This is a genomic window from Propioniferax innocua, from assembly GCF_006716235.1.
Classification (GTDB): Bacteria; Actinomycetota; Actinomycetes; order Propionibacteriales; family Propionibacteriaceae; genus Propioniferax; species Propioniferax innocua.
Map to the genome: position 1 here is coordinate 23,868 of NZ_VFOR01000002.1, position 24,837 is coordinate 48,704.

Annotated in this window: 26 protein-coding genes; 5 read left to right on the forward strand and 21 right to left on the reverse strand. The window is 66.3% G+C overall.

Annotated elements, in window-relative coordinates:
• Positions 1–3 precede the first annotated feature (3 nt).
• The 9 genes from argH to pheS are packed head-to-tail and all read right to left on the reverse strand — an operon-like array spanning position 4 to position 11,008.
• Complete coding sequence (gene argH, locus FB460_RS06815) at positions 4–1,464, reverse strand: argininosuccinate lyase (RefSeq protein WP_142093414.1); 1,461 nt, start codon at positions 1,462–1,464, stop codon at positions 4–6.
• The gene (locus FB460_RS06820) at positions 1,461–1,997 is read right to left on the reverse strand and encodes an arginine repressor (protein WP_142093415.1); all 537 of its coding nucleotides are present in this window, start codon (positions 1,995–1,997) and stop codon (positions 1,461–1,463) included. Before FB460_RS06820 ends, argH begins: the two co-directional genes overlap by 4 nt.
• A gap of 26 nt (positions 1,998–2,023) precedes the next feature.
• The gene (gene argF / locus FB460_RS06825) at positions 2,024–2,977 is read right to left on the reverse strand and encodes an ornithine carbamoyltransferase (protein WP_142093416.1); all 954 of its coding nucleotides are present in this window, start codon (positions 2,975–2,977) and stop codon (positions 2,024–2,026) included.
• Positions 2,978–3,008: 31 nt separating this feature from the next.
• The gene (locus tag FB460_RS06830) at positions 3,009–4,217 is read right to left on the reverse strand and encodes an acetylornithine transaminase (protein ID WP_142093417.1); all 1,209 of its coding nucleotides are present in this window, start codon (positions 4,215–4,217) and stop codon (positions 3,009–3,011) included.
• Between the two features lie 11 nt (positions 4,218–4,228).
• Complete coding sequence (gene argB / locus FB460_RS06835) at positions 4,229–5,176, reverse strand: acetylglutamate kinase (RefSeq protein ID WP_142093418.1); 948 nt, start codon at positions 5,174–5,176, stop codon at positions 4,229–4,231.
• Positions 5,173–6,321 carry a bifunctional glutamate N-acetyltransferase/amino-acid acetyltransferase ArgJ gene (argJ, locus tag FB460_RS06840; RefSeq protein ID WP_142093419.1) on the reverse strand — a complete coding sequence of 383 codons (1,149 nt, stop codon included), beginning with the start codon at positions 6,319–6,321 and terminating at the stop codon, positions 5,173–5,175. The genes argB and argJ overlap by 4 nt, the downstream gene beginning before the upstream one ends.
• Positions 6,318–7,349: an N-acetyl-gamma-glutamyl-phosphate reductase gene (gene argC, locus FB460_RS06845; protein WP_142093420.1), complete on the reverse strand. Its 1,032-nt coding sequence runs from the start codon at positions 7,347–7,349 to the stop codon at positions 6,318–6,320. The genes argJ and argC overlap by 4 nt, the downstream gene beginning before the upstream one ends.
• Positions 7,350–7,409: 60 nt before the next feature.
• A complete protein-coding gene (gene pheT, locus FB460_RS06850) occupies positions 7,410–9,917 on the reverse strand; it encodes a phenylalanine--tRNA ligase subunit beta (protein ID WP_142093421.1) in 2,508 nt (835 codons plus the stop codon).
• Positions 9,914–11,008 (reverse strand): phenylalanine--tRNA ligase subunit alpha, encoded by a 1,095-nt coding sequence (gene pheS, locus FB460_RS06855; protein ID WP_142093422.1) that lies wholly within the window; start codon positions 11,006–11,008, stop codon positions 9,914–9,916. Before pheS ends, pheT begins: the two co-directional genes overlap by 4 nt.
• 109 nt (positions 11,009–11,117) lie before the next feature.
• Between pheS and FB460_RS06860 the strand changes: the two genes are divergently transcribed.
• Positions 11,118–11,468 carry an ArsC/Spx/MgsR family protein gene (locus FB460_RS06860; RefSeq protein ID WP_142093423.1) on the forward strand — a complete coding sequence of 117 codons (351 nt, stop codon included), beginning with the start codon at positions 11,118–11,120 and terminating at the stop codon, positions 11,466–11,468.
• 55 nt (positions 11,469–11,523) lie between these two features.
• On the opposite strand, the gene FB460_RS06865 is transcribed toward FB460_RS06860, so the two are convergent.
• The 5 genes from FB460_RS06865 to FB460_RS06885 form a co-directional block, all read right to left on the reverse strand.
• Positions 11,524–12,345, reverse strand: coding sequence for a TrmH family RNA methyltransferase (locus FB460_RS06865; protein ID WP_342775224.1), 822 nt, complete (start codon positions 12,343–12,345; stop codon positions 11,524–11,526).
• Positions 12,346–12,348: 3 nt separating this feature from the next.
• Positions 12,349–12,717: a 50S ribosomal protein L20 gene (gene rplT / locus FB460_RS06870; protein ID WP_142093425.1), complete on the reverse strand. Its 369-nt coding sequence runs from the start codon at positions 12,715–12,717 to the stop codon at positions 12,349–12,351.
• Between the two features lie 46 nt (positions 12,718–12,763).
• A complete protein-coding gene (rpmI, locus tag FB460_RS06875; RefSeq protein WP_142093426.1) occupies positions 12,764–12,958 on the reverse strand; it encodes a 50S ribosomal protein L35 in 195 nt (64 codons plus the stop codon).
• Between the two features lie 119 nt (positions 12,959–13,077).
• Entirely contained in the window at positions 13,078–13,683 is a 606-nt protein-coding gene (gene infC, locus FB460_RS06880) for a translation initiation factor IF-3 (protein WP_246044312.1), read from the reverse strand.
• Positions 13,684–14,038: 355 nt separating this feature from the next.
• Positions 14,039–14,557 (reverse strand): SseB family protein, encoded by a 519-nt coding sequence (locus FB460_RS06885; protein ID WP_142093427.1) that lies wholly within the window; start codon positions 14,555–14,557, stop codon positions 14,039–14,041.
• A 29-nt stretch (positions 14,558–14,586) separates the two neighbouring features.
• Here FB460_RS06885 and FB460_RS06890 point away from each other — a divergent pair, with 29 nt between their 5' ends.
• Entirely contained in the window at positions 14,587–15,075 is a 489-nt protein-coding gene (locus tag FB460_RS06890) for a hypothetical protein (protein ID WP_142093428.1), read from the forward strand.
• A 2-nt stretch (positions 15,076–15,077) separates the two neighbouring features.
• On the opposite strand, the gene FB460_RS06895 is transcribed toward FB460_RS06890, so the two are convergent.
• From FB460_RS06895 to mshC, 7 genes are all read right to left on the reverse strand, one after another.
• Positions 15,078–15,545 (reverse strand): DUF2871 family protein, encoded by a 468-nt coding sequence (locus FB460_RS06895; RefSeq protein WP_142093429.1) that lies wholly within the window; start codon positions 15,543–15,545, stop codon positions 15,078–15,080.
• Positions 15,546–15,625: 80 nt separating this feature from the next.
• Positions 15,626–16,102 carry a PH domain-containing protein gene (locus tag FB460_RS06900; RefSeq protein ID WP_142093430.1) on the reverse strand — a complete coding sequence of 159 codons (477 nt, stop codon included), beginning with the start codon at positions 16,100–16,102 and terminating at the stop codon, positions 15,626–15,628.
• Positions 16,103–16,115: 13 nt separating this feature from the next.
• Positions 16,116–16,958, reverse strand: a complete 843-nt coding sequence (gene hisG / locus FB460_RS06905) for an ATP phosphoribosyltransferase (protein WP_142094248.1) — start codon at positions 16,956–16,958, stop codon at positions 16,116–16,118.
• A 57-nt stretch (positions 16,959–17,015) separates the two neighbouring features.
• Complete coding sequence (locus FB460_RS06910) at positions 17,016–17,282, reverse strand: phosphoribosyl-ATP diphosphatase (RefSeq protein ID WP_246044313.1); 267 nt, start codon at positions 17,280–17,282, stop codon at positions 17,016–17,018.
• A 10-nt stretch (positions 17,283–17,292) separates the two neighbouring features.
• The gene (gene pnuC, locus FB460_RS06915) at positions 17,293–17,958 is read right to left on the reverse strand and encodes a nicotinamide riboside transporter PnuC (RefSeq protein ID WP_246044314.1); all 666 of its coding nucleotides are present in this window, start codon (positions 17,956–17,958) and stop codon (positions 17,293–17,295) included.
• Positions 17,951–19,162, reverse strand: coding sequence for an AI-2E family transporter (locus FB460_RS06920; protein ID WP_142093433.1), 1,212 nt, complete (start codon positions 19,160–19,162; stop codon positions 17,951–17,953). The genes pnuC and FB460_RS06920 overlap by 8 nt, the downstream gene beginning before the upstream one ends.
• Positions 19,159–20,403 (reverse strand): cysteine--1-D-myo-inosityl 2-amino-2-deoxy-alpha-D-glucopyranoside ligase, encoded by a 1,245-nt coding sequence (gene mshC, locus FB460_RS06925; RefSeq protein WP_142093434.1) that lies wholly within the window; start codon positions 20,401–20,403, stop codon positions 19,159–19,161. Before mshC ends, FB460_RS06920 begins: the two co-directional genes overlap by 4 nt.
• Before the next feature lie 116 nt (positions 20,404–20,519).
• Here mshC and bioA point away from each other — a divergent pair, with 116 nt between their 5' ends.
• From bioA to bioD, 3 genes are read left to right on the forward strand one after another with little or no spacing between them, the layout of a single operon-like run.
• Entirely contained in the window at positions 20,520–21,890 is a 1,371-nt protein-coding gene (gene bioA / locus FB460_RS06930) for an adenosylmethionine--8-amino-7-oxononanoate transaminase (protein ID WP_142093435.1), read from the forward strand.
• 35 nt (positions 21,891–21,925) lie between these two features.
• Positions 21,926–24,181, forward strand: a complete 2,256-nt coding sequence (locus tag FB460_RS06935; protein WP_211345899.1) for an aminotransferase class I/II-fold pyridoxal phosphate-dependent enzyme — start codon at positions 21,926–21,928, stop codon at positions 24,179–24,181.
• Positions 24,178–24,825, forward strand: a complete 648-nt coding sequence (gene bioD, locus FB460_RS06940) for a dethiobiotin synthase (RefSeq protein WP_142093437.1) — start codon at positions 24,178–24,180, stop codon at positions 24,823–24,825. The genes FB460_RS06935 and bioD overlap by 4 nt, the downstream gene beginning before the upstream one ends.
• The last annotated feature ends 12 nt before the right edge of the window (positions 24,826–24,837 follow it).

Below are 24,837 nucleotides of genomic sequence, written 5' to 3' on the forward strand. Positions count from 1 at the left end.
CATTCAGCGCGTCGCCCATGCCACGAGATCCTCCCGGGCGGCAGCGAGCTCATCGAGCTGCTCGCGTACTCGGACCGGAGCGGTTCCCCCGCGTCCGTCACGCGCCTCGACCGACCCATGCACCGACAACACCGAGAGCACCTCGGGGGTGAACTCCGGGGCGATCTCGCTGAGCTCATCGGCGGTCAGATCTTCCAACTCGATCCCCCGGGTCTCGCAATATCCGACCACCGCGCCAGCCAGATCATGCGCGCGGGCGAAGGGAACCCGCTGACGCACCAGCCAGTCTGCGACATCGGTCGCCAGCGAGAAGCCCCGCGGCGCCAACTCCTCAGCGCGGTCGGCATCGAACGTCAGAGTTCCGACCATCCCAGCGATCGCCGGCACCAGGATCTTCAGTTGATCCAACCCATCGAAGACCGGCTCCTTGTCCTCCTGCAGATCCCGGTTGTACGCCAGCGGAAGTGCTTTGAGCGTTGCGAGCAGCCCCGACAGGTTGCCGATGAGACGCCCCGCCTTGCCCCGCGTCAGCTCCGCCACATCCGGATTCTTCTTCTGGGGCATGATGCTCGAACCGGTCGACCATGCGTCCGCCAACTTCGCGATCCCGAACTCCGGGGTACACCACAAGATGATGTCCTCCGACAACCGCGAGAGATCGACGCCGATCTGGGCGAGCACATAGGCCGCCTCGGCCACCACATCACGAGCCGACGTGCCATCGATCGAGTTGGGCACCGACCCTCCGGTGAGTCCGAGATCGCCTGCCACCTGCACCGGATCCAGCCCCAATGAGGTACCGGCGAGCGCCGCCGAACCGTACGGGCTCACCGCCAAGCGTCGATCAAGATCGCAGATCCGGTCCAGATCCCGCACCAATGGCCAGGCATGTGCGGCGAGGTGATGTGCCAACAGGATCGGCTGGGCCGTCTGCAGATGCGTACGACCGGGCATCACGACCGCGATGTTCTCCGACGCCTGCGCGTGCAGCGCCCCGATCACCTCACCCAGATCGAGCGTCAACGCCCGAAGCGCACGGCGCAGATACAGCCGCACCGACGTCGCGATCTGGTCATTGCGCGAACGTCCCGCACGCAGGCGTCCGCCCAGGTCCGAGCCGACCCGAGCGATGAGAATCCGTTCCAACGCACCGTGCACATCCTCGTCGGTCTCCTCCGGTGCAACAGGCTCCAGCCCGTCGGTACCGACGCCACCGGGTGTGTCCAGGTCATCGATCATCTGCCGCAGAGCACTGGTCAACTGCTCGTACTCGCTGGTGGTCAGCAGCCCAGCCGTGCTCAACGCCCGAGCATGTGCCACCGAGCCACGCAGGTCGTCGGCCGCCAGCCGCCAGTCGAACTGCGTCGACTTCGACAATGCGGCCATCGCGGCGTCGGGCCCGTCGGCGAAGCGTCCGCCCCACAGCGTCCCCCGGTCGTGCTTCCCATGCCCCTCGCTGGTCATGCCTTCTCCTTCCGGACGTCTGGAGCGTCCTCGTCCGTGCGCCGACCGGCGGGCCGACGGATCTGTTCGAAACGCTCAGCGAGCGTCGCACCACCATCCCCGGTGGTACTGATGACCGCGATCGTGTCATCACCGGCAATACACCCGCACACATCGGGCCAGACGACCTTGTCGATCGCCGACGCCACGTATTGCGCGGCCCCCGGCGGCGTCCGCAACACGGCCATGTTGGCCGAATCGGTCACCGACACCACCAACTCGGCGACCAACCGGGCCAGACGCGTCTCCGCGACGACTGACTGGCCGGCCCGTGCCGAACGGTCACCGCCTTCTCCCGGCACCGCGTAGACCATCTGTCCCGACGCATGCCGGATACGTGTGGCCTCCAATTCCACGAGATCCTTCGACAAGGTTCCCTGACTGACGTGGATGTCTCGCTCGGCGAGCAGCTCACGGAGCTCCACCTGGGAATGCACGAGATCAGCGGCGATCACCTCCTGGATCGCCGCATGCCGCTGCGTCTTGGTCGCCATGGGGTGTTCTCCTCGACTCTTCGACCTCAGCGGCGGAACCGGTCGAGGAACACCAGCAAAGCCTTCTGCGCGTGTCGACGGTTCTCGGCCTCGTCCCAGATGACCGACTGTGGACCGTCCAACACCTCGGCGTCGATCTCGACCCCTCGATAGGCCGGGAGACAGTGCAGGACAATGGCGTCCGGGTCCGCTGCCTGCATCGTCTCGGAGGTCACACGGAACTCTCCGAAGATCTTGAGCCGCTCCTCCTTCTCCGCTTCCTGCCCCATCGAGACCCACGTGTCGGTGATCACCACATCAGCACCTGCTGCCGCCGCGGCCACATTGTCGGTGATGGTCAGCGTCGAACCGGTCAATGACGCACGCTCGACGGCGCGGGCCACCACCGCCGGGTCCGGCTGGTGGCTCTCCGGTGCAGCGATCACCACGTCCATGCCTGCATTGGCTCCGCCCAGCAGATACGAATGCGCCATGTTGTTGGCGCCGTCCCCGAAGTAGGCCAACTTCAACCCACGCAGCCGTCCGTGGCACTCCCGGATCGTCTGCAGATCAGCCAGGATCTGACACGGGTGGAACTCGTCGGTCAGGGCGTTGACAACCGGAACCCCTGCGTGCGCAGCCATCTCCTCGATGCGCTCCTGCCCAGCGGTACGCCACACGACCATGGCAACCTGCCGGCCCAGGACCCGAGCGGTGTCCGCGATCGATTCCTTGTGCCCCATCTGGGAGCCCTGGGCATCGATGACCATGGGGAAGCCCCCCAACTCGGCCACCCCGGCGGTGAAGGACACACGCGTACGCGTCGAGGTCTTGTCGAAGATGATCGCCAGCGACTGCGGCCCCTCGAAGGGCCGCTCCGCGAACGGTTCGGCCTTGAGCCGGTCGGCCAGATCGAGCACCTCGATCAGCTCATCGGGAGTGAGGTCGTCGTCTGCCAGGAAGTGACGCGGAGTCGCCGCGCCTGTGATGTTCGTCTGCATGAATGGGTGTCCTTCTCCAGTGGCCGGCGGGTCAGGCGGCGTCGAGCAGCCCGGGGAGAGCATCGATGAAACCGTCGATCTCGGCTTCGCCGATGATCAGCGGCGGAGCCAGGCGCAGCACCGTGGGTCGCGGCGCATTGATGATGAAACCGGCGTCAAGAGCGGCGTCCGCCACGGCAGGAGCGATTTCCTCGGTCAGGACGATGCCACGCAGGAGGCCCTGACCCCGCACATGATCGACACGATCGTGGCCGAGAGCCGACACTCCATCGGTGAGCCGCTGCCCCAGCTCGACGGCACGCTGCAGGAGGCCATCACGCTCGATGACATCGATGACCGCCAACCCAGCGAGGGCCGCCACCGGATTCCCCCCGAACGTGGTGCCGTGTTGTCCCGCCCCCAACAATTCGGCCGCGGGCCCGGCTGCAAGACAGGCCCCGATGGGAAAGCCGCCAGCCAAGCCCTTGGCCAAGGTGACGATGTCGGCGCCCACCGGTTCGAACACCTCCGACCCCGACGACAGCCAGTCGCCACATCGGCCCATGCCCGTCTGGATCTCATCCAGCCACAACAGCGCCCCATGTTCACGGGTGATCGCGCGCGCCTCGGCAAGGAACCCTTCCGGTGGCGTCACGATCCCGTTCTCCCCCTGGATCGGTTCGATGACGACCGCAGCCACGTCGGGCCCCACAGCCGACCGGAGCGCCTCGGCATCTCCATAGGGAACGAACTCCACCCCACCCGGCAGGGGTTCGAAGGGTTCACGGTAGGCCGGTTTGTGAGTGATGGCCAGAGCACCCATCGTGCGGCCGTGGAAACCACCTTCCATCGCGATGATGCGCGGACGCCCCGTACGCCGGGCGACCTTGAACGCCGCCTCATTGGCCTCTGTGCCGGAATTGGTGAAGAACACCCGTGCCGAGGGATCGAAGAAGCCGCGCAGCCGCTCGGCGAGCGAGACCTGGGCCGGCGTCGCAAAGAAATTGGAGACATGGCCGAGAGTCGCGATCTGGCTGTTGACCGCTGCGGTGACCTCGGGGTGGGCATGACCCAGTGAGGTGACGGCCAGCCCCGACAGCAGATCCAGGTACTCACCACCGTCGGCGTCCCACACACGGGTGCCGACGCCACGGACGAAGACACGCTTCGGGGTCCCGAACGTCGGCATCATCACATCGCTGTAACGCCCTGTCACCACACCCTGCGATGCATCGGCCCCGGCGAGCCCGGTCGGTTCCATGTCGCACTCCATCACGCTTCGTCCTTCGCAAAGACCCGAGACCGATTCCCGTCGCTGAGAGCCTCAGCGTCATCGGCTGTCACCTGTGTGCCAACACCAGCATTGGTGAAGATCTCCAACAGCACCGAGTGCGGCACGCGTCCATCCAGGACGGTGGCGCGGGAAACGCCCCCATCGACCGCACGAAGACAGGCCGACATCTTGGGCACCATGCCCGACTCGAGCTCCGGCACCATCGCACGCAGATCGCCCGCCCCGATCTCGGAGATCAGCTCCGGGTCATCGGGCCAGTTCCGGTACAGACCCGGAACGTCGGTGAGAACCACCAGCTTCTCGGCGCCGAGAGCCACAGCCAGCGCCGCTGCTGCGGTGTCGGCATTGACGTTCAGCACCTGACCGTTGACCGTGGGTGCGACCGTTGCGACCACCGGGATACGACCGGCGCTGATCAGATCCTCCACGGCCTCGACGCGGACATCGACCACATCGCCGACCAGACCCACATCCACCGGTTCACCGTCGACGAACGCGGTGGTCCGAACCGCCGTGAACAAACCACCATCCTCACCGGAAAGCCCAACTGCCAGGGGTCCGTGGGCATTGATCTTCCCCACGAGCTCACGGCCCACCTGCCCCAACAGAACCATCCGCACCACGTCGAGCGACTCGTCGGTGGTGACGCGAAGACCACCCCGGAACTCGGACTCGATCCCGAGACGGTCCAGCATCGTCGAGATCTGTGGTCCTCCGCCGTGCACCACGACCGGGTTCACCCCACAGCGCTTCAAAAAGACGATGTCGTCGGCGAAGGCCTGCTTGAGCTCGGCGTCGACCATTGCGTTCCCGCCGTACTTGATGACGACGGTCCTGCCCGCATACTGATCCAGCCAGGGAAGCGCCTCGATGAGCGTCGCCGCCTTCTGGATCAGGCCGGCGGTGTCGGGTTGGGCGCTCTTCATGTGGAGTACTCCGCATTCTCTTTGACGTAGTCGTAGGTGAGGTCATTGGTCCAGACCGTGGCGGTCTCGGCTCCGGCGTGCAGATCGATACGGACATGCACCTTGCGCTCGGAGAGATCCACCAGCGAACGGTCCTCACCGATGCCACCGGCCCGGCACACGACGACCCCGTTGAAGGAGACATCGAGTTGATCGGGATCGAACTGCGCATGTGTGGTGCCCACCGCCGAAAGCACACGCCCCCAGTTGGGATCCTTGCCGAAGATCGCGCATTTGAAGAGATTGGACGCCGTCACCGCGCGGCCGACCTCGACTGCATCGGCTTCACTCGCGGCGCCGACCACCTCGACAGCGATGTCATGCTGCGCCCCCTCGGCATCGGCCAGGAGCTGTTGCCCGAGGTCATGGCAGACCGCGGTGAGTGCCCCGGTGAGCTCGGGGAGGCTGACCTCCACGCCGGACGCACCCGATGCGAGCAACAGCACCGTGTCGTTGGTGGACATGCAGCCGTCCGAATCGACACGGTTCAGCGTCACCTCGGTCGCCGCGGTCAGCGCCTGTTGGAGGTCTTCGGGGGAAGTGACCGCATCGGTGGTGATGACCACCAGCATGGTCGCGAGCCCCGGCGCCAACATTCCTGCGCCCTTGGCCATCCCGCCCAGAGTCCACCCGTCCCCCCGGTGCACAGCGAGCTTGCGGACGGTGTCGGTGGTCAAGATGGCGTCGGCAGCCGCTTCTCCTCCATCGCGATCGGCAACGGAACAGACCTGGGGAATCCCTGCCTCGAGCAGGGGCATGGGCAGACGCTCGCCGATGAGACCGGTGGAGCAGACCGCCACCTCAGTGGCCTCGACGGACCATTCCTGCGCGGTGAGCCGGGCCATCTTCTCGGCATCGGAGTACCCCGGAGCACCGGTGCACGCATTGGCACCGCCGGAGTTGAGGACCACCCCGGCCAGCCGCCCGTCACAGACCTTGCGGGACCACTGGACCGGAGCCGCCTGCACCCGGTTGGAGGTGAATACCGCTGCGGCATGCTGATCCGGCCCCACATTGCGAACAACTGCAAGGTCGGGACGCCCGGACGCTTTGATACCGGCGATGTGACCGGCTGCAATGAATCCCTGTGCTGCAGTGACGCTCATGGTGCCACTCCGATCGTGCTCAGCCCGGTGTGTTCGGCAAGGCCGCACGCGAGGTTCATCGACTGGATGGCGCCTCCGGCTGTTCCCTTGGTCAGGTTGTCGATGGCCGCCACGACCACGAGGCGTCCGGCCGCCTCATCGACGGTCACCTGCAGATGGCAGGAATTCGAGCCGACCACGGCCTGGGTCTGCGGCCACCGTCCCGACGGCAGCAATGTCGCGTAGGCCTCGGCCTCGAAAGCCTCCTCGTACACCGCACGGGCCGATTCCGTGGTCGTCGAGCGATCCACCAGCGGCGCGCTGCACGTGGCGAGGATCCCACGCGACATGGGAACCAACACCGGGGTGAAGGACACCGTCGGGTTCTCTGCCCCCAACCTGCGCAGATTCTGACGGATCTCCGGATTGTGCCGATGAACCCCGCCGACGCCATAGGCGGAGGCCGACTGCATCAACTCGGCCCCCAACAGATGAGGCTTGAGAGCGCGTCCGGCTCCCGAGGGTCCCGAGGCCGCCACGACCACCACGTCGTCACCACTGATCAGCCCCGCCGCCATGGCGGGCATGAGCGCCAACGTCACGCTCGTGGGATAACAGCCGGGAACCGCGATCCGGGTCGAACGACCGATCTTGTGACGCTGGTCACCGAACTCGGGCAGCCCGTAGGTCCAGGTACCGGCATGCTCCGACCCGTAGAACTCCCGCCACTCCTGGGGATCCTCGAGCCGGAAGTCGGCACCGCAGTCGATCACGACGGTCTCGTCCGGCAGGTCGGCCGCGATCGGCCCCGAAGTGCCGTGCGGCAACGCGAGGAAGACCACGTCATGGCCGGCCAGGTTCTCGGTGGTCGTCGGCAGGACCTCACGATCCATGAGCGGCGTCAGATGCGGCTGATGCTCACCCAGAAGCGTTCCGGCGCTCGACCCCGCGGTCAGATTCCCGATGACAACACCCGGGTGTTCCAGCAACAGACGCAGCAGCTCTCCGCCGGCATAGCCGGTACATCCTGCGACAGCGATCCTCAACATGCGAATAAGTATGCCACATGCGGAATGTTCATGCCGTGGCCCAACGGCGTGCGTCGTGGTTCAGGAGCGCAGCTCGGCTCCGAACCGTTCGGTCGCCACAGCCACCGCAGCATCCCGAGCCTCGGCGGCCTGCTGATCGGTGAGGGTCGTGTCGGCGCCACGAAGCCGCAGGGCGAACGCCAGGGACTTCTTGCCGTCACTGATCTGGTCCCCGGTGTAGACGTCGAACAGCCGCACCGATTCGAGGAGGTCTCCCCCGCCCTCGCGCAGCGCGGCAGCCACATCGGCAGCTGCGGTGTCCTCATCCACGACCAGTGCCACGTCCTCCTTGGCCACGGGGAACGTGGACAACGGCGGAATCGCCCCGCGGCCCGGCTGAGACGCCACGATCGCGTCCAGATCAAGCTCCACCGCGCAGGCACCGGCCTGCAGACCGTGTGCCTCGACGACAGACGGATGCAGTTCACCGGCGAGCCCGACCACGGCCCCGTCGACGAGCACCTCGGCGCAGCGTCCCGGGTGGAAGGGCGACACCTGAGCCTGACGACGCACCAATTCGATGCCCAGAGTGGTCGCGATCAGTTCGACGACGCCCATCGCATGACGCCACGTGACCGGTTCTGCCGGCGCATTCCAGCCCGCGGCCCGCCAGGCTCCGTGCAGGAGCACACCGAGATGGCGTGGCTGCTTCGGCAGCGCGGCGTCGATGGCGGCGAACTCCTCCGCCGTGGGACGACGGTCCACCGGCGGCATCGGGGCTGGCGTCGCATCGTCCAGAGCGAAGAAGACCGACCCGATCTCATAGAGGGCCAGATCGTCCTGTCCACGGCTGAGATTCCGTCCGGCTGCGGCGAGAAGCCCCGGGAGCACGGTGGTGCGAAGCCACGGAGAGGTCTCGGCGAGGGGATTGGCCAACCGCACCGTACGGCGTCGAGGGTCGTCGGCGGTGATCCCGAGCTTGTCCAGATCGGCGTCGGATTGGAAGGGGAATGTCAGAACCTCGACCAGTCCCGACGAGGCCAGTGCCCGCCCGACCGCTCGGCGCGCGGCCTGTGCGGGGGTGTATCCACGCCCACCGGGTGCGGAGGGAAGGATCCCCTCGATGCGGTCGAGACCGACCTTCTGCCCGACCTCCTCGACGTAGTCATAAGGATCGCGGAGATCGGGACGCCACGTGGGTGGCGTGACGGTGGCCTGTGTGCCCTCCACCTCGACGTGAACGCCAGCGCCGGTGAGGGTGGCGATCACCTCGTCATGCGGAACATTCATCCCGAGCACGCGTGTTGGAAGATCGAGAGCCATCACTGTGGACGGCATCGCTGCGGGATCGCCCTCGACGGTCACCGCCTCGTCCACCGCCCCACCGGCAAGTTCGGCGAACATTCGTGCCGCACGCAGGGCCGTGGCATGGGCCGCGCCGGTGTCGACACCCCGTTCGAAGCGACGGGAGGCCTCTGACTGCAGATGGTGCGAACGCGCGGTGCGGGACACCGAGGCCCGATCAAACGATGCCCCCTCGATGATCACCTTGGTCGTGGAATCAGACAGTTCGGTGGCGGCACCCCCCATGACGCCCGCCATGCCGATGGCTCCCGAGTCATCGGCGATGACCAAGTCGCCAGCCCGCAGGGTGCGGGTCTGCCCGTCGAGTGTCGTCAGTTTCTCTCCCGCCACCGCATCCCGCACCACGATGGCACCGCGCACCTTGTCCGCGTCATAGCCGTGCAGTGGCTGACCTGTTTCGAGCATCAGATAATTGGTGATGTCGACAGGCAAGGAGATCGGCCGCATTCCAGCGGCCGCGATCCGGCGGCGCATCCAGTCCGGGCTGGGTCGTGTGGCATCGATGCCCGTCACCTGGGCCGCCACGAACCGGGCGCACCGATCGTCCTCGATGCGCACCTCGACACTGCCGGAGGCTGATTCGGCGCAGGTGGTGACCGGGTCGGTGAACTCCACGCCAAGGCCCTGGGCGAGCTCACGGGCGAGACCACGCATCGAAAGGCAGTGGGGCATGTCCGGAGTGACCTCGAGGTCGAACACGACCTCGTCGGCACCCAGGAGTTCCATCGCCGGCGTACCGGGCGCGGGCGCGTCATCGCCCAGGACGATGATGCCGTCGGTGCCGTCATCGGGGAGGCCGAGCTCGACCTGCGAGCAGATCATGCCGTCGGAAACATGGCCGTAGGTCTTGCGGGACGAGATCGCGAAATCCCCGGGCAGCACCGCTCCGGGCAGGGCGACCACCACATGATCGCCCACATCGAAGTTGTGGGCTCCACAGATGATGCCGCGGCCGTGCATCCCCTCGGGGATGTCCTTGGGAGCTTCTTCCGGGTTGTGCGAGCCGACATCGACGACGCACCAGTTGATCGTCTTCCCGTTCTTCTGCTCCTCGGGATTGCGGTACAGAACCTTTCCCACGACGACGGGACCGGTCACCTCGGCGCCTTCCTGCACCGCCTCGACCTCGATGCCCGCACGCACGAAGACGTCCTTGAGCTGATCCACCGTGGTGTCGGCCGGGATGGCCACGTGGTCACGAAGCCAAGACAGTGGAGCCTTCATCGGGCAAGTCCTTCCAGGGAACGGGAGAAACGGACGTCACCTTCGACCATGTCACGCAGGTCAGTGGCGCCGTTGCGGAACATGACGGCGCGGTCGATGCCGCAGCCGAAGGCGAACCCCGAGTACACGTCGGGGTCGATACCACAGGCAACGAGCACACGGGGATTGACCACACCGCATCCACCCCACTCGATCCATCCCTCGCCACCGCAGGTGCGGCAGGTGGTGTCATCGCCATGGCACACGAAGCACTGGAGGTCGACCTCGGCGCTGGGTTCGGTGAAGGGGAAGAAGTGGGCGCGGAAGCGGGTGGTCACTCCGCCGAAGAGTTTGGACGCGAAATGGTCGAGGGTGCCTTTGAGATGGGCCATCGAAATACCCTTGTCCACGACAAGGCCCTCGACCTGGTGGAAGACGGGGAGATGCGTGGCATCGAACTCGTCGGCGCGGTACACCTTGCCCGGGCACGCCACGTACACCGGTAGTTCACGGGTCAGCAGCTCACGTGCCTGCACCGGGGAGGTGTGGGTACGCATCAACTGGTGGTGCTCGGGCGGATCCACGAACAGCGTGTCCTGCAGGTAACGGGCCGGGTGGTTGGGCGGGAAGTTCAGAGCATCGAAGTTGAGCCACTCCGATTCGAGCTCGGGCCCTTCTGCGATCTCCCAGCCCATGCCGATGAAGATGTCGGAGACGATGTCGATCATCCCGGTGATCGGATGGATCTCCCCGCGCGGAGCCAGCTCGACAGGAAGCGTGACGTCGACCCGTTCCTCGGCCAACCGTTGTTCGAGCTCAGCTGCGGTGAGCGCCTCCTGGCGAGCCTTGATCGCTTGGTTGACCCGTCCACGGGCCTGACCGATTCGTTTACCCGTGTCCTTGCGAGCCTGGGGCGGCAGCGCACCGATCTCGCGGTTCGCCAAGGCCAGTGGGGCCTGCTCACCGGTGTGTTCGATGCGCACCTGCTTGAGCTCTGCGACCGACCCGGCACCTTCGATGGCGGCCAAGGCTTCTTCGACCATCTTCTGGACCTGATCTTCATCCAAGGGTGTGACCTGGACAGGATCGAAATTCGTGTTGGGCCCGGACACCGGATCTCCTCGCTCGTGGAATATACATCGGCCAGTCTAGGGAGACTGCGCCGGACTGGCGAACGCGTCCCACCGGGAACAGGACGGGTCAGGGCTCTACCCTGTGACCATGAACGACCTCAAGATCCTGCACAATCCCCGCTGCTCGAAGTCCCGCCAGGCCGTCGCGGCCGCCGAGGGACAGGAAGCTGAGATCGTCCAGTATCTGAAGGAGCCGCTGACACGCGCCGAGCTCATCGATCTGCTGGGCATCTTGGAGGACGAGCCGACGCTACTCGTCCGCCGCGACGCCACCTTCAAGGAGCTGGGCTTGACAGATGACGATGTCGCAACCGCCGAGCAGGTGGCCGACGTGCTCGCCGAAAACCCCAAGCTGATGGAACGCCCCGTGCTGATCCGCGGTGACCGCGCGATCATCGGTCGCCCGACCGAGCGGGTTCAGCCCTTCCTCCAAGCCTGACCAGGATTGAGGTCACACGGCCTTTTCAGTACTGGCCTTTTCAGTACTGGCTTTTTCAGTACTGGGCCGTCGCGGTGGCGTACATCAGCACCGCTGCCGCAGTGGCGAGGTTGAGACTCTCGGCTCGGCCATGGATGGGAACGGCGACGCTGCGGTCACACAGCACCGAGTCCTCGGGAGTGAGGCCCCATGCCTCATTGCCCATGACCCATGCGGTGGGGCGGGCCAGTGTCCCGTCGGAAGCCAACTGTGAGACCGGCTCACCACTCCCCTCGGCCGCGAAGACCTGGAAACCGCGGTCCTGCAGATCCCCGATGATCATGTCGAGTTGCACACCGAGCACCAGGGGCAGGTGGAACATGCTGCCCACCGAAGCGCGGACGACCTTGGGGTTGTACACATCCACCGAGTCCGCGCTGATCACCACGGCATCGGCACCGAAGGCGTCCGCGCACCGGATGATGGCGCCGGCATTGCCCGGATCACGAACCCTCGCACACACCAGAATCAGCTTGGCGTCGGCGGGGATGTCGTCGGGTTCCACATCGAGGTGACCGCAGACGGCCAGCACACCCTGGGGTGTGACGGTGTCACACATCTCCGCCAGAGCGCGGCCCGTCGTGGCCTGCACCGGGGCACCACGTCGCTGCGCCATATCGATGATGTCGAAGGCTTCCGGGCTTTCGGGGTCGACGAAGACCGCGTGCACCAAGCCCGGATCATCATGGTTCAGCGCCTCGCGGACCGCATTCGGCCCCTCGACGAGGAACTCCCGCTCCTGCTGGCGGAACTTTCGTTGATGAAGACGACGGACCGACCGAAGCTGCGCCTTACTGGGTTCGACGGCTTCGATCGGTCCGTTGCTGTGCTGTGAAATGGCTCAGGCCGCCTCGGTGCCCTGATGGGCCTTGGCCACCTCGACCAGCGAGGCGAAGGCCTTCTGATCGGTGACGGCGAGATCGGCGAGGATCTTGCGATCCACGTCGACACCGGCATTCTTCAAACCACCGATGAGGCGGTTGTAGGTGATGCCCTCGGCGCGGGCCGCAGCGTTGATGCGTTGGATCCACAGGCGACGGAAGTCGCCCTTCTTGGCGCGCCGATCGCGGAAGGCGTAGGTGTTGGAGTGAGCGATCTGCTCCTTGGCCTTGCGGTACAGACGCGAACGCTGACCGCGGTAACCGGACGCCTGCTCGAGGATTTCGCGGCGCTTCTTCTTGGCATTCACTGAACGCTTGACGCGTGCCATCGTGATTCTCCTGGTCTGGTCGGGGAAAGTCGGGGGAGGGTGAGGCTCAGCGGCTGAGCAGCTTCTTGGCCTTCTTGGCGTCGCCCGGGGCCACGACGGCGTCACCGTCGAGGCGGCGCAGACGGCGGCGCGACTTGTGCTCGTTGAGGTGCATCTTGCCGGCCTTGCGGTGCATGACCTTGCCCGATCCGGTGATCCTGAAACGCTTCTTGGCGCCAGAGTGGGTCTTGGACTTCGGCATGGTGGTGCCGCTCCTTCCGTTGCTGGGTCTTGCCATAACGGGGGCTCCCGTTACATGAGTCCGGGCCGGGTCGGCCGCGGATGGCTGTCAAGTGGCCGCGTCCATGGGGACGCTTCGGCTCACAGGTCGATATCGGGGTCCATGTTGTCGGCGGGCCCCTTCTTCTTTTTCTTCTTCGGCTCCGCCTGCGGCTTACGCGCGGGCAGTTCCTCGTGCTCGTCACCATGGCTCTTGCTCGCCTTGGCCGCGGCGCGGGCTTCAGCCTTCTTCTTGGTCGGCCCCAGCACCATCAACATGTTGCGGCCGTCCTGTTTGGGATGGGATTCGACGAATCCGAACTCCTCCACATCGTCGGCAAGACGCTTCAACAGGTTGAAACCAAGTTCCGGGCGGCTCTGCTCACGGCCACGGAACATGATCGTGATCTTGACCTTGTCGCCACCTTTGAGGAAGCGCACCACGTGACCCTTCTTGGTCTCGTAATCGTGCTCATCGATCTTCGGGCGAAGCTTCATTTCCTTGGTCTCGGTGTTGCCCTGATTTCGGCGATTCGAGCGTTCCTTCTGCGCGGACTCATACTTGAACTTGCCGTAATCCATGAGCTTGGTCACCGGCGGGCGTGCCTGCGGCGCAACCTCCACCAGATCGAGGTTGGCATCTCGAGCCAATCGGAGTGCGTCCTCGATGGGGACGATGCCCACCTGCTCACCGTTGGGTCCGACCAATCGGACCTTGGGGACGCGGATGCGCTCGTTGATGCGGGGTTCGTTGCTGATGGGTCCTCCTGTTGATTCTGCAGTGACGTGGTACGCACATTCGCCGACCGAACCATCGCGGAGTGGAAACGAAAAAGGTCCCCGCCACAGCGGAGACCAGCAGCGTCGACGCTGATGCGTCCACGATCTGGGCCCTACCCCACGGCCCAGCCACACTCAGATGTGAATCGAGGTGCGCGCGTATCAGTCGTGCAGGTGGGAGACACAGGTCCCCGCTTGTGGATTCCCGAAGGAATCGGCCACCCGAGAACTATACCCCGTCCGCTCCGGGATTGCACCTTGGCAGCACGGGCCAAAGGACAGCTCATGCCTCCGAACCAGAGGCACCGCCCTCACCGGGGAGCATCCACCCGTACCCATCATCGAGCCGCACGAGCCGATGCCCCTGGGCGATCTCAGCGACCACCGCTTCTTCCAGCACCAGAGGCGCAGGACCTTCGAGATCGATCAGGACCGTGCCCGCCCCCTCGTGCTGCGCGGTCTGACAGACGACATCCAAGGTGGCCGGCACCGGGCGAGCCCGCTCGAACCACTGGGCCATCGCATCCGAACCAGTGAACGCGAGCATGGCCTTCTGGCCATCGGGCCGCTGCAGCAGCGCTGTCGACATGTGCCCCTCACGTTCGGGGTCATGCGTCATGGTCTCGTCGCCACCAGCCACGAGGGGAACCAACAGACGAGCCATGCACAGCGCCACCAAGGCATCCAGATAGGCGGCCTGATCGCCACCGCCCGCTCCAGCCAGAGCTTTCCGGAGCTCGGGGTCCGCCGAGCCGTCATCGTCAGCGAAGGCCGCACTGTATCCACCAAGGGTTCCATTCATGACATCCCACTCTATGGAACCATGTCTGCATGACCGAACCAGTGACCCTCCTCATCGTGACCGTCGTCGTCGCCACCCTCGCCATCGTGGGCCTGGTGGCGGGCTTCATGCGTGGCCGACGCGGCCGTGGCATCCAGAGTCTGGCCGTGGGCGTGGGCTTCTTCGGCCTGTATCTCAGCGGACTTCTGGCCGTGATGTGGCAGGGGATCAAACAGATGGTGCAGTGGCTCGAGACGGCCGTGGGGTCCACCACCAACCTGATCGGCCTGGGGCTCGTGGCCGTCGGGGTTCTCGGCGTCATCCTCGCGCAGGTCGCGGTGTCCCGGGCCCGGTCGCGCGGCCCCGCGCCGCATCCCGACGCTCCCCACTCCGGCACCGAGCCGGGCAGGAGTCAAGGTGGACACAGGACTCCCCCACCTCGTCAGCAGCCCGGGGTGGGCCGGGGCGACGGGCCGAAGCAGGCCGACCCCGAACTGGACGAGGTGGAGCAGATCCTCAGATCCCGCGGGATCAACTGACCTCAGTCGCGGACAGGCAGGCACTTCCAGACGCTGATGACCCAGATGACCAATGCCGCGCTGAGGATCATGTGCCCCAGCCCGGCGATACCGGGGATGGCCGCGCTCTCGATGTGATTGCCCAGCACATCCGTGGTGCCACGGACAGTCATCATGACCGCGGTCAGTCCGACGCCGGCGTGGAACAGAGGCTGGACCCAACGGAAGATCGGTCGCCGCGAAGTGGCGAACACCGCTTCCATCAGCAGAATCACCGACAGCAACAGCACGCCCAGAGCCAGCAGGTGGGTGTGAAGGGTGTTGAGCTGGGTCGGTTCATCGATCACTGCGACCTTCGACATCTCACGGTAGTAGAGCCCGGAGATCAGCCCCAGCACCACATAGATGCTGACTCCGATGAAGAGCCGACGCAGGGTGCGTGGGTTGCCGTTGATCTGCAGAGGGTTGGTGGAAGCATTCGTTTCGGTCATGCCCCCAGTCAATCCTGCCGACGGCGGGGATACATCAACCGTCCGGTTGAATCATCCTCCCCACCCACAGATCCTGGCGGTCATTGCTGACGGCTGGCCTGAAGCCGCTCACGGATATCCACCACCGCGGCGGCTGCCCGCTCCCCATCGGTGCGTTGGATCCCCATGAGTGACCTCCGCACGATGCCATCGGGGGTGTCGAACAGCGCCGACGCCCAAGGGTCCCCGTCGCGGAATCGCACACCGTCGATCTGGTACCAGGCCCACCGATGGGTCACCACACCGTTGCGAACAACGATCCCGTACTCGTTGAGCGTGACGCTGCTCAACGCCATCAACAGCATCGCTGCGACCATGCCGAGCACCAGCGTCGCCAGGAAGACGACCTGTCGAGGGGTGAACCGGGCCCGTACGTCGGCCCCCAAGAAGACCCATCCGGCGATCGCCCCTGCGACCAGGAGAAGAGAGAAACCCACGACCCACCACAGAAGAACACGTGGTTGATAGGTCCGCGTGGTGAAACCCCGCAACGGGGTGATGTCCCACTCGCCACTCACGACGCTGCTCCACTCACAGTCGGCAGGCGGCGATATCGGTCACCAACACGCCGCGAGCTCCGAGCTCCCAGAGGTCATCCATCACGCTGTGGGCCACCTTGCGCTCCACCATGGCACGCACCGCGACCCAGCCCTCACGGGCCAGTGGCGACACCGTCGGCGACTCGAGACCGGGCGTCAGACCGATCGCCCGGTCCACCAGATCACCGGCGATGTCGTAGTCCATCATCACGAAGTTGCGGGCCACGAGAACACCCGAGAGGCGACGCATCAGCTGGTCGACCCCCTCGGGGTGATGCCCCTCGCGCTGCACCAGGACGGCCTCGGACCGCAGGATCGGCTCCCCGAACAGTTCCAGCCCGGCCTGCCGTAGCGTCCGCCCGGTCTCGACGACATCGGCGATCACATCGGCGACACCAAGACGGATCGAGCTCTCCACCGCGCCATCGAGATGGACCAGCTCGGCCTCGATGCCCCTGGCCTCCAGGTGACGCTTCACGAGCCCGGTGTACGACGTGGCGATCCGCTTGCCGGCGAGGCCCTCGACGGTGTTTCCGTCACCACGAGGCTCGGCGAAATGGAACCGCGTCGCCCCGAACCCCAGTGCCATGACCTCCTCGGCTGCGGCACCGGAATCCAAGAGCATGTCCCGACCGGTCAGACCGACATCGAGAGTCCCCGAGCCCACGTACACCGCGATGTCACGCGGACGCAGGTAGTAGAACTCGATGTGGTTCGCCTCGTCGAGCAGGACCAGATCCTTGCCGTCACCGCGCTGCCGGTACCCGGCCTCACGCAGCATCTGCGTGGACGCCTCGGACAGGGAGCCCTTGTTGGGAACAGCGACCTTCAGCATCGGTCGATCAGCGGAAACGCTCACGAAAATCCTCTCGGATCGTTGGTCGGCGCAGACTCAGAGCTGCTCGTAGATGTCGTTGAGATCGAGGTCGAGCGCGACCATCATCACCTGCAGGTGATACAGCAGCTGACTGATCTCGAGAGCGGCCGCGTCACGCCCCTCGTGCTCGGCAGCCATCCACACCTCGGCGGCCTCCTCGACAACCTTCTTGCCGATGGAGTGGACGCCTCCGTCGAGCAGCGCCACGGTGGACGACCCCTCGGGTCGCTCAGCCGCCTTGCGGGTCAATTCCTCGAACAGGGCCTCGAATGACTTGCTCACCCGAAGGAGTCTAGTCCGAAGTGGCAGGTTCTCGGAGTTGTGTCCGCCGCCACGCGATGAACCCCACCAGGCAGAACAGACCGTAGAAGGCATACATCAGGGCCGACGGGTAATAGCCGGCGCTCCACAGCAACGGCACACCGACCAGATCGACGGCCACCCAGATCAGCCAGAACTCAGTCCATCCACGCGCCATGCCGTAGGTCGCGAGGATCGATCCGGTGAGGATCCAGGCGTCGGCCAGGGGTCCCCACGAACCCAGTGCCCGCAAGATCACGTAGAAGCCGGCGATCCCCACCGCCCCGGCAATGAGCAGTTGCAGGCGCCCGCGCGCGTCTGCCCAGCCCGGTTCGACGCCGAACGACTCGGCCGACGCACTGCGGAACCGCGCCCAACGCCACCAGCCGTAGGCGCTGGTGACCAGGAAGAAGACCTGACGCCCTGCTTGGCCCCACAGATCACGGTCCTGCGGTGTGGCGAACACCCCGCCAAGGAACACGGTGAACAGCAGCACGTTGCCGAGGATGCCGATCGGCCAGGCCATCACTCGCCGCCGCATGCCCCACAGCGCACTGGCCAGGCCGAAGAGGTTGCCGACGACCTCACGCCACAGGATCGGCTGGCCGAAACCGATATCGAGTTGGGCGTTGATGAGGCGCAGGAATACGTCACCCACGGGGTTTGCTTCCATCGTCGGAGTCGTTCTCCCCGTCCGCCCTGCCGTCGACGCCCACCAGATCCTCATCGGGCTCATCCGCCTCGGGGACGTCCGGGTCGGGCGTCTCCCCTCCTCCGGGACGCGACGCGATGAGTGCGTTCACCCAGCGACCGCGGGGGTCGGCGTCGACGAGGAAGGCCTTGAGCAGGAGTGTCGCAGGAAGGGCCAGAAGAGCGCCGGTGGCACCGAACACCCAGGCCCACAGGAGCAGGGAGAGAAAGCTCACCGTGGGGGTGACGCCCACCGCGTCACCGGCGTACTTGGGTTGGATGATGGCCTGCACGACGAAGTTTGCGACCGAGTAGACCACCACCACGGCGATGGCGGAAGCCACGCCCTTGTCGAGAAGCGCGATGAGGGTCGGAGGAACCAGACCCAGCACGAAGCCGATGTTGGGGACGTAATTGGTGACGAACGACAACACTCCCCAGACCAATGCGAACGGCACTCCGATGATCCCGAGTGCGACGACATCGATGACGGCGACGATGAGCCCGAACACCGTGGTGACCACCCAGTAGCGACGTACCCCGTCGCCGAACCTGGTGAGCGCGTCGGCGACCGTGGGGTGGGCGTCACGGACCAGTTGGATGCGTCGCTTGATGTCGATGGCATCCATCGAGAGGAACACCAGAACGGTCACGACGATCGCCATGATCGACACCCCATCGCCGATCCCCTTGGCGAGGTCGGTGGCCAGTCCCACGATCTGTTGCTTGTCGATGGATGCCACCTGATCGGTCAGCATCGTCTCGGAGACGCCTATCGCCTGCAGCTGGTCGAGCAACTGCAGGTACAGCTCCTGGAACTTCGACGCATAGGCGGGGATCTCGTTGACCAGCACCGAGATCGACCACCACAGGGACAACACGAACACCACGAGGAACGCATAGACCGCCAGCACGGCGGAGATCGAAGCCACGACCCGCGGCATCCCGATCCGCACCAACCAGCCAAACAGCGGCGCGGCCACGAGCATGAGGTTCAATCCGAGGAACACCGGCCCGACGAACGACCCGATCTGCCTGAGCCCCAAGAGCGTGATCGTCACCGCGGCGAGGGTCAACGTCACCGAAAGGACGCGCGGCAGCCCGGAGGGCTGCGACGTGGCACCCTCCGAGGTGGTCGAGCTGCTCCGGGCGTCCGGTTCGGTCGAGGTCATGCGCGCAGATCGACCCCGAGCAGCGCGTGGACGGCGTCGGCGATGAGCGCGGGGGCCGACGCGTCGTCCCCGTCCCCGGCGAGGGCGGATTCGGCCCAGGCATCGACCGCGGCCAGCGCGGTGGGCGCATCGAGGTCGGCGCGAAGAGTCTGCCGCATGGCGTCGAGGGTGTCGGCGCCGACCGGGCCGGAACCGGCCATGATCGCGCGCTGCCACGTGCTCAACCGCTGCTTCGCCGCAGCGAGGACCTCGGCGGACCATGACCAATCGCCGCGATAGTGATGAGCGAGCAGTCCGAGGCGTACGGCCCGGGGATCGACGCCCTCGGCGCGCAATTCGGAGACCTTCACGAGGTTGCCCTTCGACTTCGACATCTTCTCCCCGTCGAGCCCGACCATGCCACCGTGCACATAGGCCTTCGCGAAGGGTTCACCGGTGAGCGCGTGGCTCTGCGCCGCGGACATCTCGTGGTGCGGGAAAGCGAGGTCCGAGCCGCCACCTTGCACATCGATGTTGGCACCGAGGTACTCATGGGCGATCGCGGTGCATTCGATGTGCCAGCCGGGGCGTCCCCGGCCACGATCACCACCGGGCCAGGAAGGTTCACCGGGGCGCTCGAGTTGCCAGACCAGGGTGTCGAGCGGATCGCGTTTGCCCGGACGCTCGGGGTCGCCCCCGCGTTCGGCGAATGTCGCGATCTGTGCATCGTGGTCAAGACCGGCGACATCACCGAAGTCACTGACGCGCGGAGCGGTGAAATACCAGTCCCGGTACTCCCCCTCCACCTGATAGAGCATGTCCTGCGGGATCTGGTCCAGGGCTTCCAGGACCAGCGGGATACCCTCGACGGCCCCGATGTAGTGGGCTGGCGGGATGACACCCAGGGCGGTCATGTCGCCACGGAAGAGTTCGATCTGCGAATCGGCCAGCTCTCGCCAGTCGACACCGGTGGCATTGGCCCGCTCCAGCAGCGGATCGTCGATGTCGGTGATGTTCTGCACATAGTTCACTTCGATGCCGGCGTCCAGCCACTGGCGGTACAGCAGGTCGAAGGTGACATAGGTGTTGGCGTGGCCCATGTGCGTCGCGTCGTACGGGGTGATTCCGCAGACATACAGACGCGCGGTGCCCGATTCGGGCCCAACGGTGACCAGCTCCTTGGTGGAGCTGTCATGGACACGCACCGGCTGCGGAGCGGCGTCCGGGATCTTCGGAATGTCGGGGTGGGGCCAAGCCTGCATGGGATCAGGGTAGCGGGCATGCCATGAAGACCGTCGAATCTCACGTGCCGGAGCAACGTGCGAAACCACTCAACCAGCCACTGAACACCGTTCAATCCTCGTGCTAACTTGCCCCCATGACACGTCGATCCGTCTCCGATACAACCGTTGCCCGCGATCTGCTCCGCCTCGACCGGGACCATCTCTGGCACCCCTACACCGCGGCTCGCGACAGCGCACATCATGTGGTGCGGGACGGTGATGGCCCGTGGCTGACATTGCTCGACGCCGATGGGCGAGAGCACCGCGCACTCGACGGCATGGGTTCGTGGTGGGCGATGGTGCACGGTCATCGCCACCCGGCGCTGGTGGAGGCGGTGACCGAGCAGGCCTCGAGGCTGGCCCATGTGATGTTCGGTGGCCTGACCCATGGGCCTGCCGTGGCATTGGCTGAGCGCCTGCTCGAGCTGACCCCCGCGGAACTGGAGCACGTGTTCCTGGCCGATTCGGGCTCGGTCTCGGTGGAGGTCGCCCTCAAACTGACCCATCAGGCACAGGCCGCGCGAGGCCGTCCCGAACGGGACCGGTTCCTCACCGTGCGCGGCGGCTATCACGGCGACACCATCGGCGCGATGAGCGTCTGTGACCCGGTGAACGGCATGCACGCCGCCTTCGGCGCGATGGTGCACACCAATATCTTCGCGCCAAGGCCTCCGGCGGCCCGGCCGACCGCCGCGGGGTGGCAGACCGATGATGCGGCGCTCGAGAGCTGGGCACACGAGTTCCGGCGCCTCGCGGACCAGCACCACGACGAGGTGGCCGGGGTCATCGTCGAGCCCGTGCTCCAAGGCGCCGGCGGCATGTACGTGTATGCGCCCGAAGCCCTTCGGGTGATGCGCGAGGTGTGTGACGAGCACGGCTTCACGTTGATCGCCGACGAGATCGCCACGGGATTCGGACGCACCGGACGGTGGCTCGCCTGCGAATGGGCGGAGGTGGTCCCCGACGTCCTCTGTCTCGGCAAAGCGTTGACCGGCGGCATCATGACCGGCGCCGCGGTCCTGTGTACCCGCGAGATCGCCGATGCCATCAGTTCCGGCACGCCACCGGCCCTCATGCACGGGCCGACGTTCATGGCCAACCCGCTGTTCTGCGCGGCCGCATGTGCGTCACTCGACCTGCTCGCCGACCCCGAGAACGGATGGTCGACGCAGGTCCCCACGATCGAGCGTGGGCTGCAGGACGGTCTCGACGCAGCGCGGGGACTTCCCGGGGTCGCCGATGTCCGGGTCCTGGGTGGCGTCGGCGTGGTGGAGATGACCGAGCCGGTGGACCTGCCTCGACTGACCGCCGCTGCCGTGGCACGCGGCGTGTGGCTGCGACCGTTCGGTCGGCTGGTCTACGTCATGCCGCCCTACGTCTCGACGCCCGCCGAGATCGAACACCTCTGTTCCGGGCTCGTGGGCGCGGTGGCCGATGTGGCGCACACGCAGGACGCGAACGCATGACGGCGACGTGGACCGAGTGGAGAACGAGCCGGGCGATGCGCCGGGAGCGACAAGGCGTCGAACGTGATGCCGTCGCGCGACCGGTCGAGGCCTTCGACCTCGCCTCCAATGACTACCTGGGCTTGCGCGACCACCCACGAGTGCGGGCGGCCGCGGCGTCACATCTGGACGACGGCCCGGTCGGTGCCGGAGCCTCACGCGTGGTCAGCGGAACCCACCCGGTGCATGACCGGCTGGAACGCGCGTTGACCGACCTGACCGGCGCAGGCGCCGCCTTGGTGTGTTCGAGCGGCTACCTGGCCAACATGACGCTCATCGGCGCGCTCGGCGGCCCGAACTCACGTGTGTTGTTGGACGAACACGTGCACGCGAGCATCCACGACGGGGCCCGGGCAGCACACACGCTCATGGAGACCTTCGCCCACAACGATCTCGACGCCCTCGAGATGCTTCTCTCCACGAGCGACCGCCGCACCACGGTGGTGGTCGAATCGATCTACTCCGCTCTGGGTGACGCCGCACCCCTCGCACGGATCGCCGAACTGTGTCGCGCCCACGATGCGGCGTTGATGATCGACGAGGCCCACAGTCTCGCGGTCGTCCCCGGCCACAGCATGGTGCGAGCCACAGACCTGTGGGGTCTCGGTGGTCCCCCGGTGTTCGTCACCGCCACGCTCTCCAAGGCGCTGGGTGCCCAAGGTGGCGTCATCCTCACCGGGGGCGACGACGCCGCAAAATGGCGTCGGCACATCATCAACACCGGCCGGGGCTTCATCTTCGACACCGGGCTGGCCCCGGTGGTGGCCGCCGCTGCCGTCACTGCGGTCGAGATGGTCTGCGATGGTGCCCTCGCCGCCCGGTGCCGCGAGAACCAGGCCATGATCTCCGCCGCGCTGAGGCGGCGTCCGGAGTTGTTCGATCATGTGGAATCCGGCCCCGGCGCACTCGTCTCGGTGCGCATGCCCAGCCCCGACGCGGCCGTGACCGCCGCCACCGAACTGCGTGGGCACGGGGTGGCTGTGGGCTGCTTCCGGCCGCCGAGCGTGCCCGACCGCTGGTCGCTGCTGCGGATCACCGCATCGGCGCGGCTCACCCGGGCCGAGACGGCGGTCGCCGCCGAGATGATCGCCGAGGTCGCCGCTCGATACTGGGGTGCCCCGGTCCGGGCTCCGTTCGACGACGTTGATGGGCGCCCGGTGGATCGGCGCGCCGATCAGGTGCTCGTGAGCGACAGCGACGAGGTGCGCCGCGTGTTCGGTGACGCCGAGACGTTCGCCGCCGACAATGCCCTGACCGCTCTTCAGCCCCTGAGCCGCCCCACGGCTCGTGCGCTGGCGGCTGCGAAATTCCGTCTGCCCAAGGTGCTGGCCTCGGCCGGAGGTCCCGAACATCTGGCGGTCCGGAAGATTGTCGCGGCCTTCTTCTCTCCTGCGCGTGTGCGGGCCCAGACCGACGCGATCATCACCGCCACCGATGCCTGCATCGAGGCTCTGGAGGCCTCCCCCGCCCCGTGCATCGGCTCTGCTCCGGTGATCGATCTCGGGGCGACGGTGGCCGGTACGGTCCCCGCCGGAGTCTTCTCACGGCTCACCGAGATGCCACTGCCCGATTTGGAGGACCTGAACCGTTGGAGCGCAGATTCCCTCGAGCTGTTCTGGGGGTGGCCGGGCGAAGCACGTCAGTCCCATCTGGCCGAGTCGGCCATCGAACTTCACGGCTGGTTGCGCGCGATGGTCGACGAGGTGTCCGCTCATGGAGCCGACGGCACCGGGCTGGTCGCCGAACTGATCGGGGCGGGGCTCCGCGTCGATCAGGTCGTGTCGTTGACCTACTTCCTGATCATCGCCGGTCAGGAGACGACGCGCATGCTGATCGCCACCGCCTTGCAACGGGCCCTGCGGGACCGCGATCTGTGGCGCCGGTGCGGTGAATCCGGGGACGCGGCCGATGCGCTGATCGGTGAGGTTCTCACCGACGCGTCATCGGTGCCCACGTGGCGTCGCATCACTTCACGGGACGCCCTTGTGAACGGCCAGCACGTTCCCGCGGGAACGCCTCTGCTGCTGCAGGTCTCCGGTGGTGTCGACGCCGCGGAGCGCCGTGACCATCTCGCCTTCGGCCACGGTGTGCATCGGTGCCTGGGGGCGGGACTGGCGCGTCTGGAGGCCGGTCTCGTGGTGCACCGCACGGCCCGGGCCCTCCCCGGCGCCACGCTGGCCGGCCCCGAACCCGCGTGGGTGAATCTGTTGTCGTTCCAGGCGCCCCGCACCGTGTTGGTGAAGACGCGATGAGCCTGCCCACACAGATCCGCGTCATCACCGGAACCGACACCGATGTCGGCAAGACCCACGCCACCGCGCACATCGCCGCCCGATATCTGGCCGCCGGGCACACGGTGCACGTCGACAAGCCGGTGCAGACCGGTGTCGCCGATGGTGCCGAGACCGATGTGCAGACCGTGCGTCGGCTGCTGGGGGCGCCGGCCGCGCTGACGTGCACCGAGGGGGTACGGCTGGAACCGGCCATGGCTCCGGTGGACGCGGCCCGCCTCACCGATTCTCGGCTCCCGGACCTGTCCTGGCAGCTCGCCCGGCTGGAACGTGTGGTGTCCGGTGATGTACTGCTCATCGAAGGCGCCGGCGGAGTCAGCGTCGAGATGTGCCCGGGAACCGATATGGCCGATCTGGCCCGGGAACTGTCGGTTCCTCTGGATGTGGTGGCGCGCCCCGGTCTGGGCACCCAGAACCACACCCTGCTCACGCTGGAGTACGCGGTGCGGCGTCAGGTGCGGCTCGGTGCGCTGATCGTGTGCCGCGTCCCCGCTGAACCCGATCCGGTGGTTCAGGCGAACCTCACCCACCTGAGGGCATTGGCCGATCGGTTCGACATGACCTGGGGACCACACATCGCCGAACGCACACCGAGCCCCTCCTGACAGCGCTCCTCA

What these genes read in the sequence shown, in the direction of transcription:
- argH (WP_142093414.1), bottom strand. Translation starts at nt 1,464, where the DNA reads ATGACCAGCGAGGGGCATGGGAAGCACGACCGGGGGACGCTGTGGGGC.
- FB460_RS06820 (WP_142093415.1), bottom strand. Translation starts at nt 1,997, where the DNA reads ATGGCGACCAAGACGCAGCGGCATGCGGCGATCCAGGAGGTGATCGCC.
- argF (WP_142093416.1), bottom strand. Translation starts at nt 2,977, where the DNA reads ATGCAGACGAACATCACAGGCGCGGCGACTCCGCGTCACTTCCTGGCA.
- FB460_RS06830 (WP_142093417.1), bottom strand. Translation starts at nt 4,217, where the DNA reads ATGGAACCGACCGGGCTCGCCGGGGCCGATGCATCGCAGGGTGTGGTG.
- argB (WP_142093418.1), bottom strand. Translation starts at nt 5,176, where the DNA reads ATGAAGAGCGCCCAACCCGACACCGCCGGCCTGATCCAGAAGGCGGCG.
- argJ (WP_142093419.1), bottom strand. Translation starts at nt 6,321, where the DNA reads ATGAGCGTCACTGCAGCACAGGGATTCATTGCAGCCGGTCACATCGCC.
- argC (WP_142093420.1), bottom strand. Translation starts at nt 7,349, where the DNA reads ATGTTGAGGATCGCTGTCGCAGGATGTACCGGCTATGCCGGCGGAGAG.
- pheT (WP_142093421.1), bottom strand. Translation starts at nt 9,917, where the DNA reads ATGAAGGCTCCACTGTCTTGGCTTCGTGACCACGTGGCCATCCCGGCC.
- FB460_RS06860 (WP_142093423.1), top strand. Translation starts at nt 11,118, where the DNA reads ATGAACGACCTCAAGATCCTGCACAATCCCCGCTGCTCGAAGTCCCGC.
- rplT (WP_142093425.1), bottom strand. Translation starts at nt 12,717, where the DNA reads ATGGCACGCGTCAAGCGTTCAGTGAATGCCAAGAAGAAGCGCCGCGAA.
- rpmI (WP_142093426.1), bottom strand. Translation starts at nt 12,958, where the DNA reads ATGCCGAAGTCCAAGACCCACTCTGGCGCCAAGAAGCGTTTCAGGATC.
- FB460_RS06885 (WP_142093427.1), bottom strand. Translation starts at nt 14,557, where the DNA reads ATGAATGGAACCCTTGGTGGATACAGTGCGGCCTTCGCTGACGATGAC.
- FB460_RS06890 (WP_142093428.1), top strand. Translation starts at nt 14,587, where the DNA reads ATGACCGAACCAGTGACCCTCCTCATCGTGACCGTCGTCGTCGCCACC.
- FB460_RS06895 (WP_142093429.1), bottom strand. Translation starts at nt 15,545, where the DNA reads ATGACCGAAACGAATGCTTCCACCAACCCTCTGCAGATCAACGGCAAC.
- hisG (WP_142094248.1), bottom strand. Translation starts at nt 16,958, where the DNA reads ATGCTGAAGGTCGCTGTTCCCAACAAGGGCTCCCTGTCCGAGGCGTCC.
- FB460_RS06920 (WP_142093433.1), bottom strand. Translation starts at nt 19,162, where the DNA reads ATGACCTCGACCGAACCGGACGCCCGGAGCAGCTCGACCACCTCGGAG.
- mshC (WP_142093434.1), bottom strand. Translation starts at nt 20,403, where the DNA reads ATGCAGGCTTGGCCCCACCCCGACATTCCGAAGATCCCGGACGCCGCT.
- bioA (WP_142093435.1), top strand. Translation starts at nt 20,520, where the DNA reads ATGACACGTCGATCCGTCTCCGATACAACCGTTGCCCGCGATCTGCTC.
- FB460_RS06935 (WP_211345899.1), top strand. Translation starts at nt 21,926, where the DNA reads ATGCGCCGGGAGCGACAAGGCGTCGAACGTGATGCCGTCGCGCGACCG.
- bioD (WP_142093437.1), top strand. Translation starts at nt 24,178, where the DNA reads ATGAGCCTGCCCACACAGATCCGCGTCATCACCGGAACCGACACCGAT.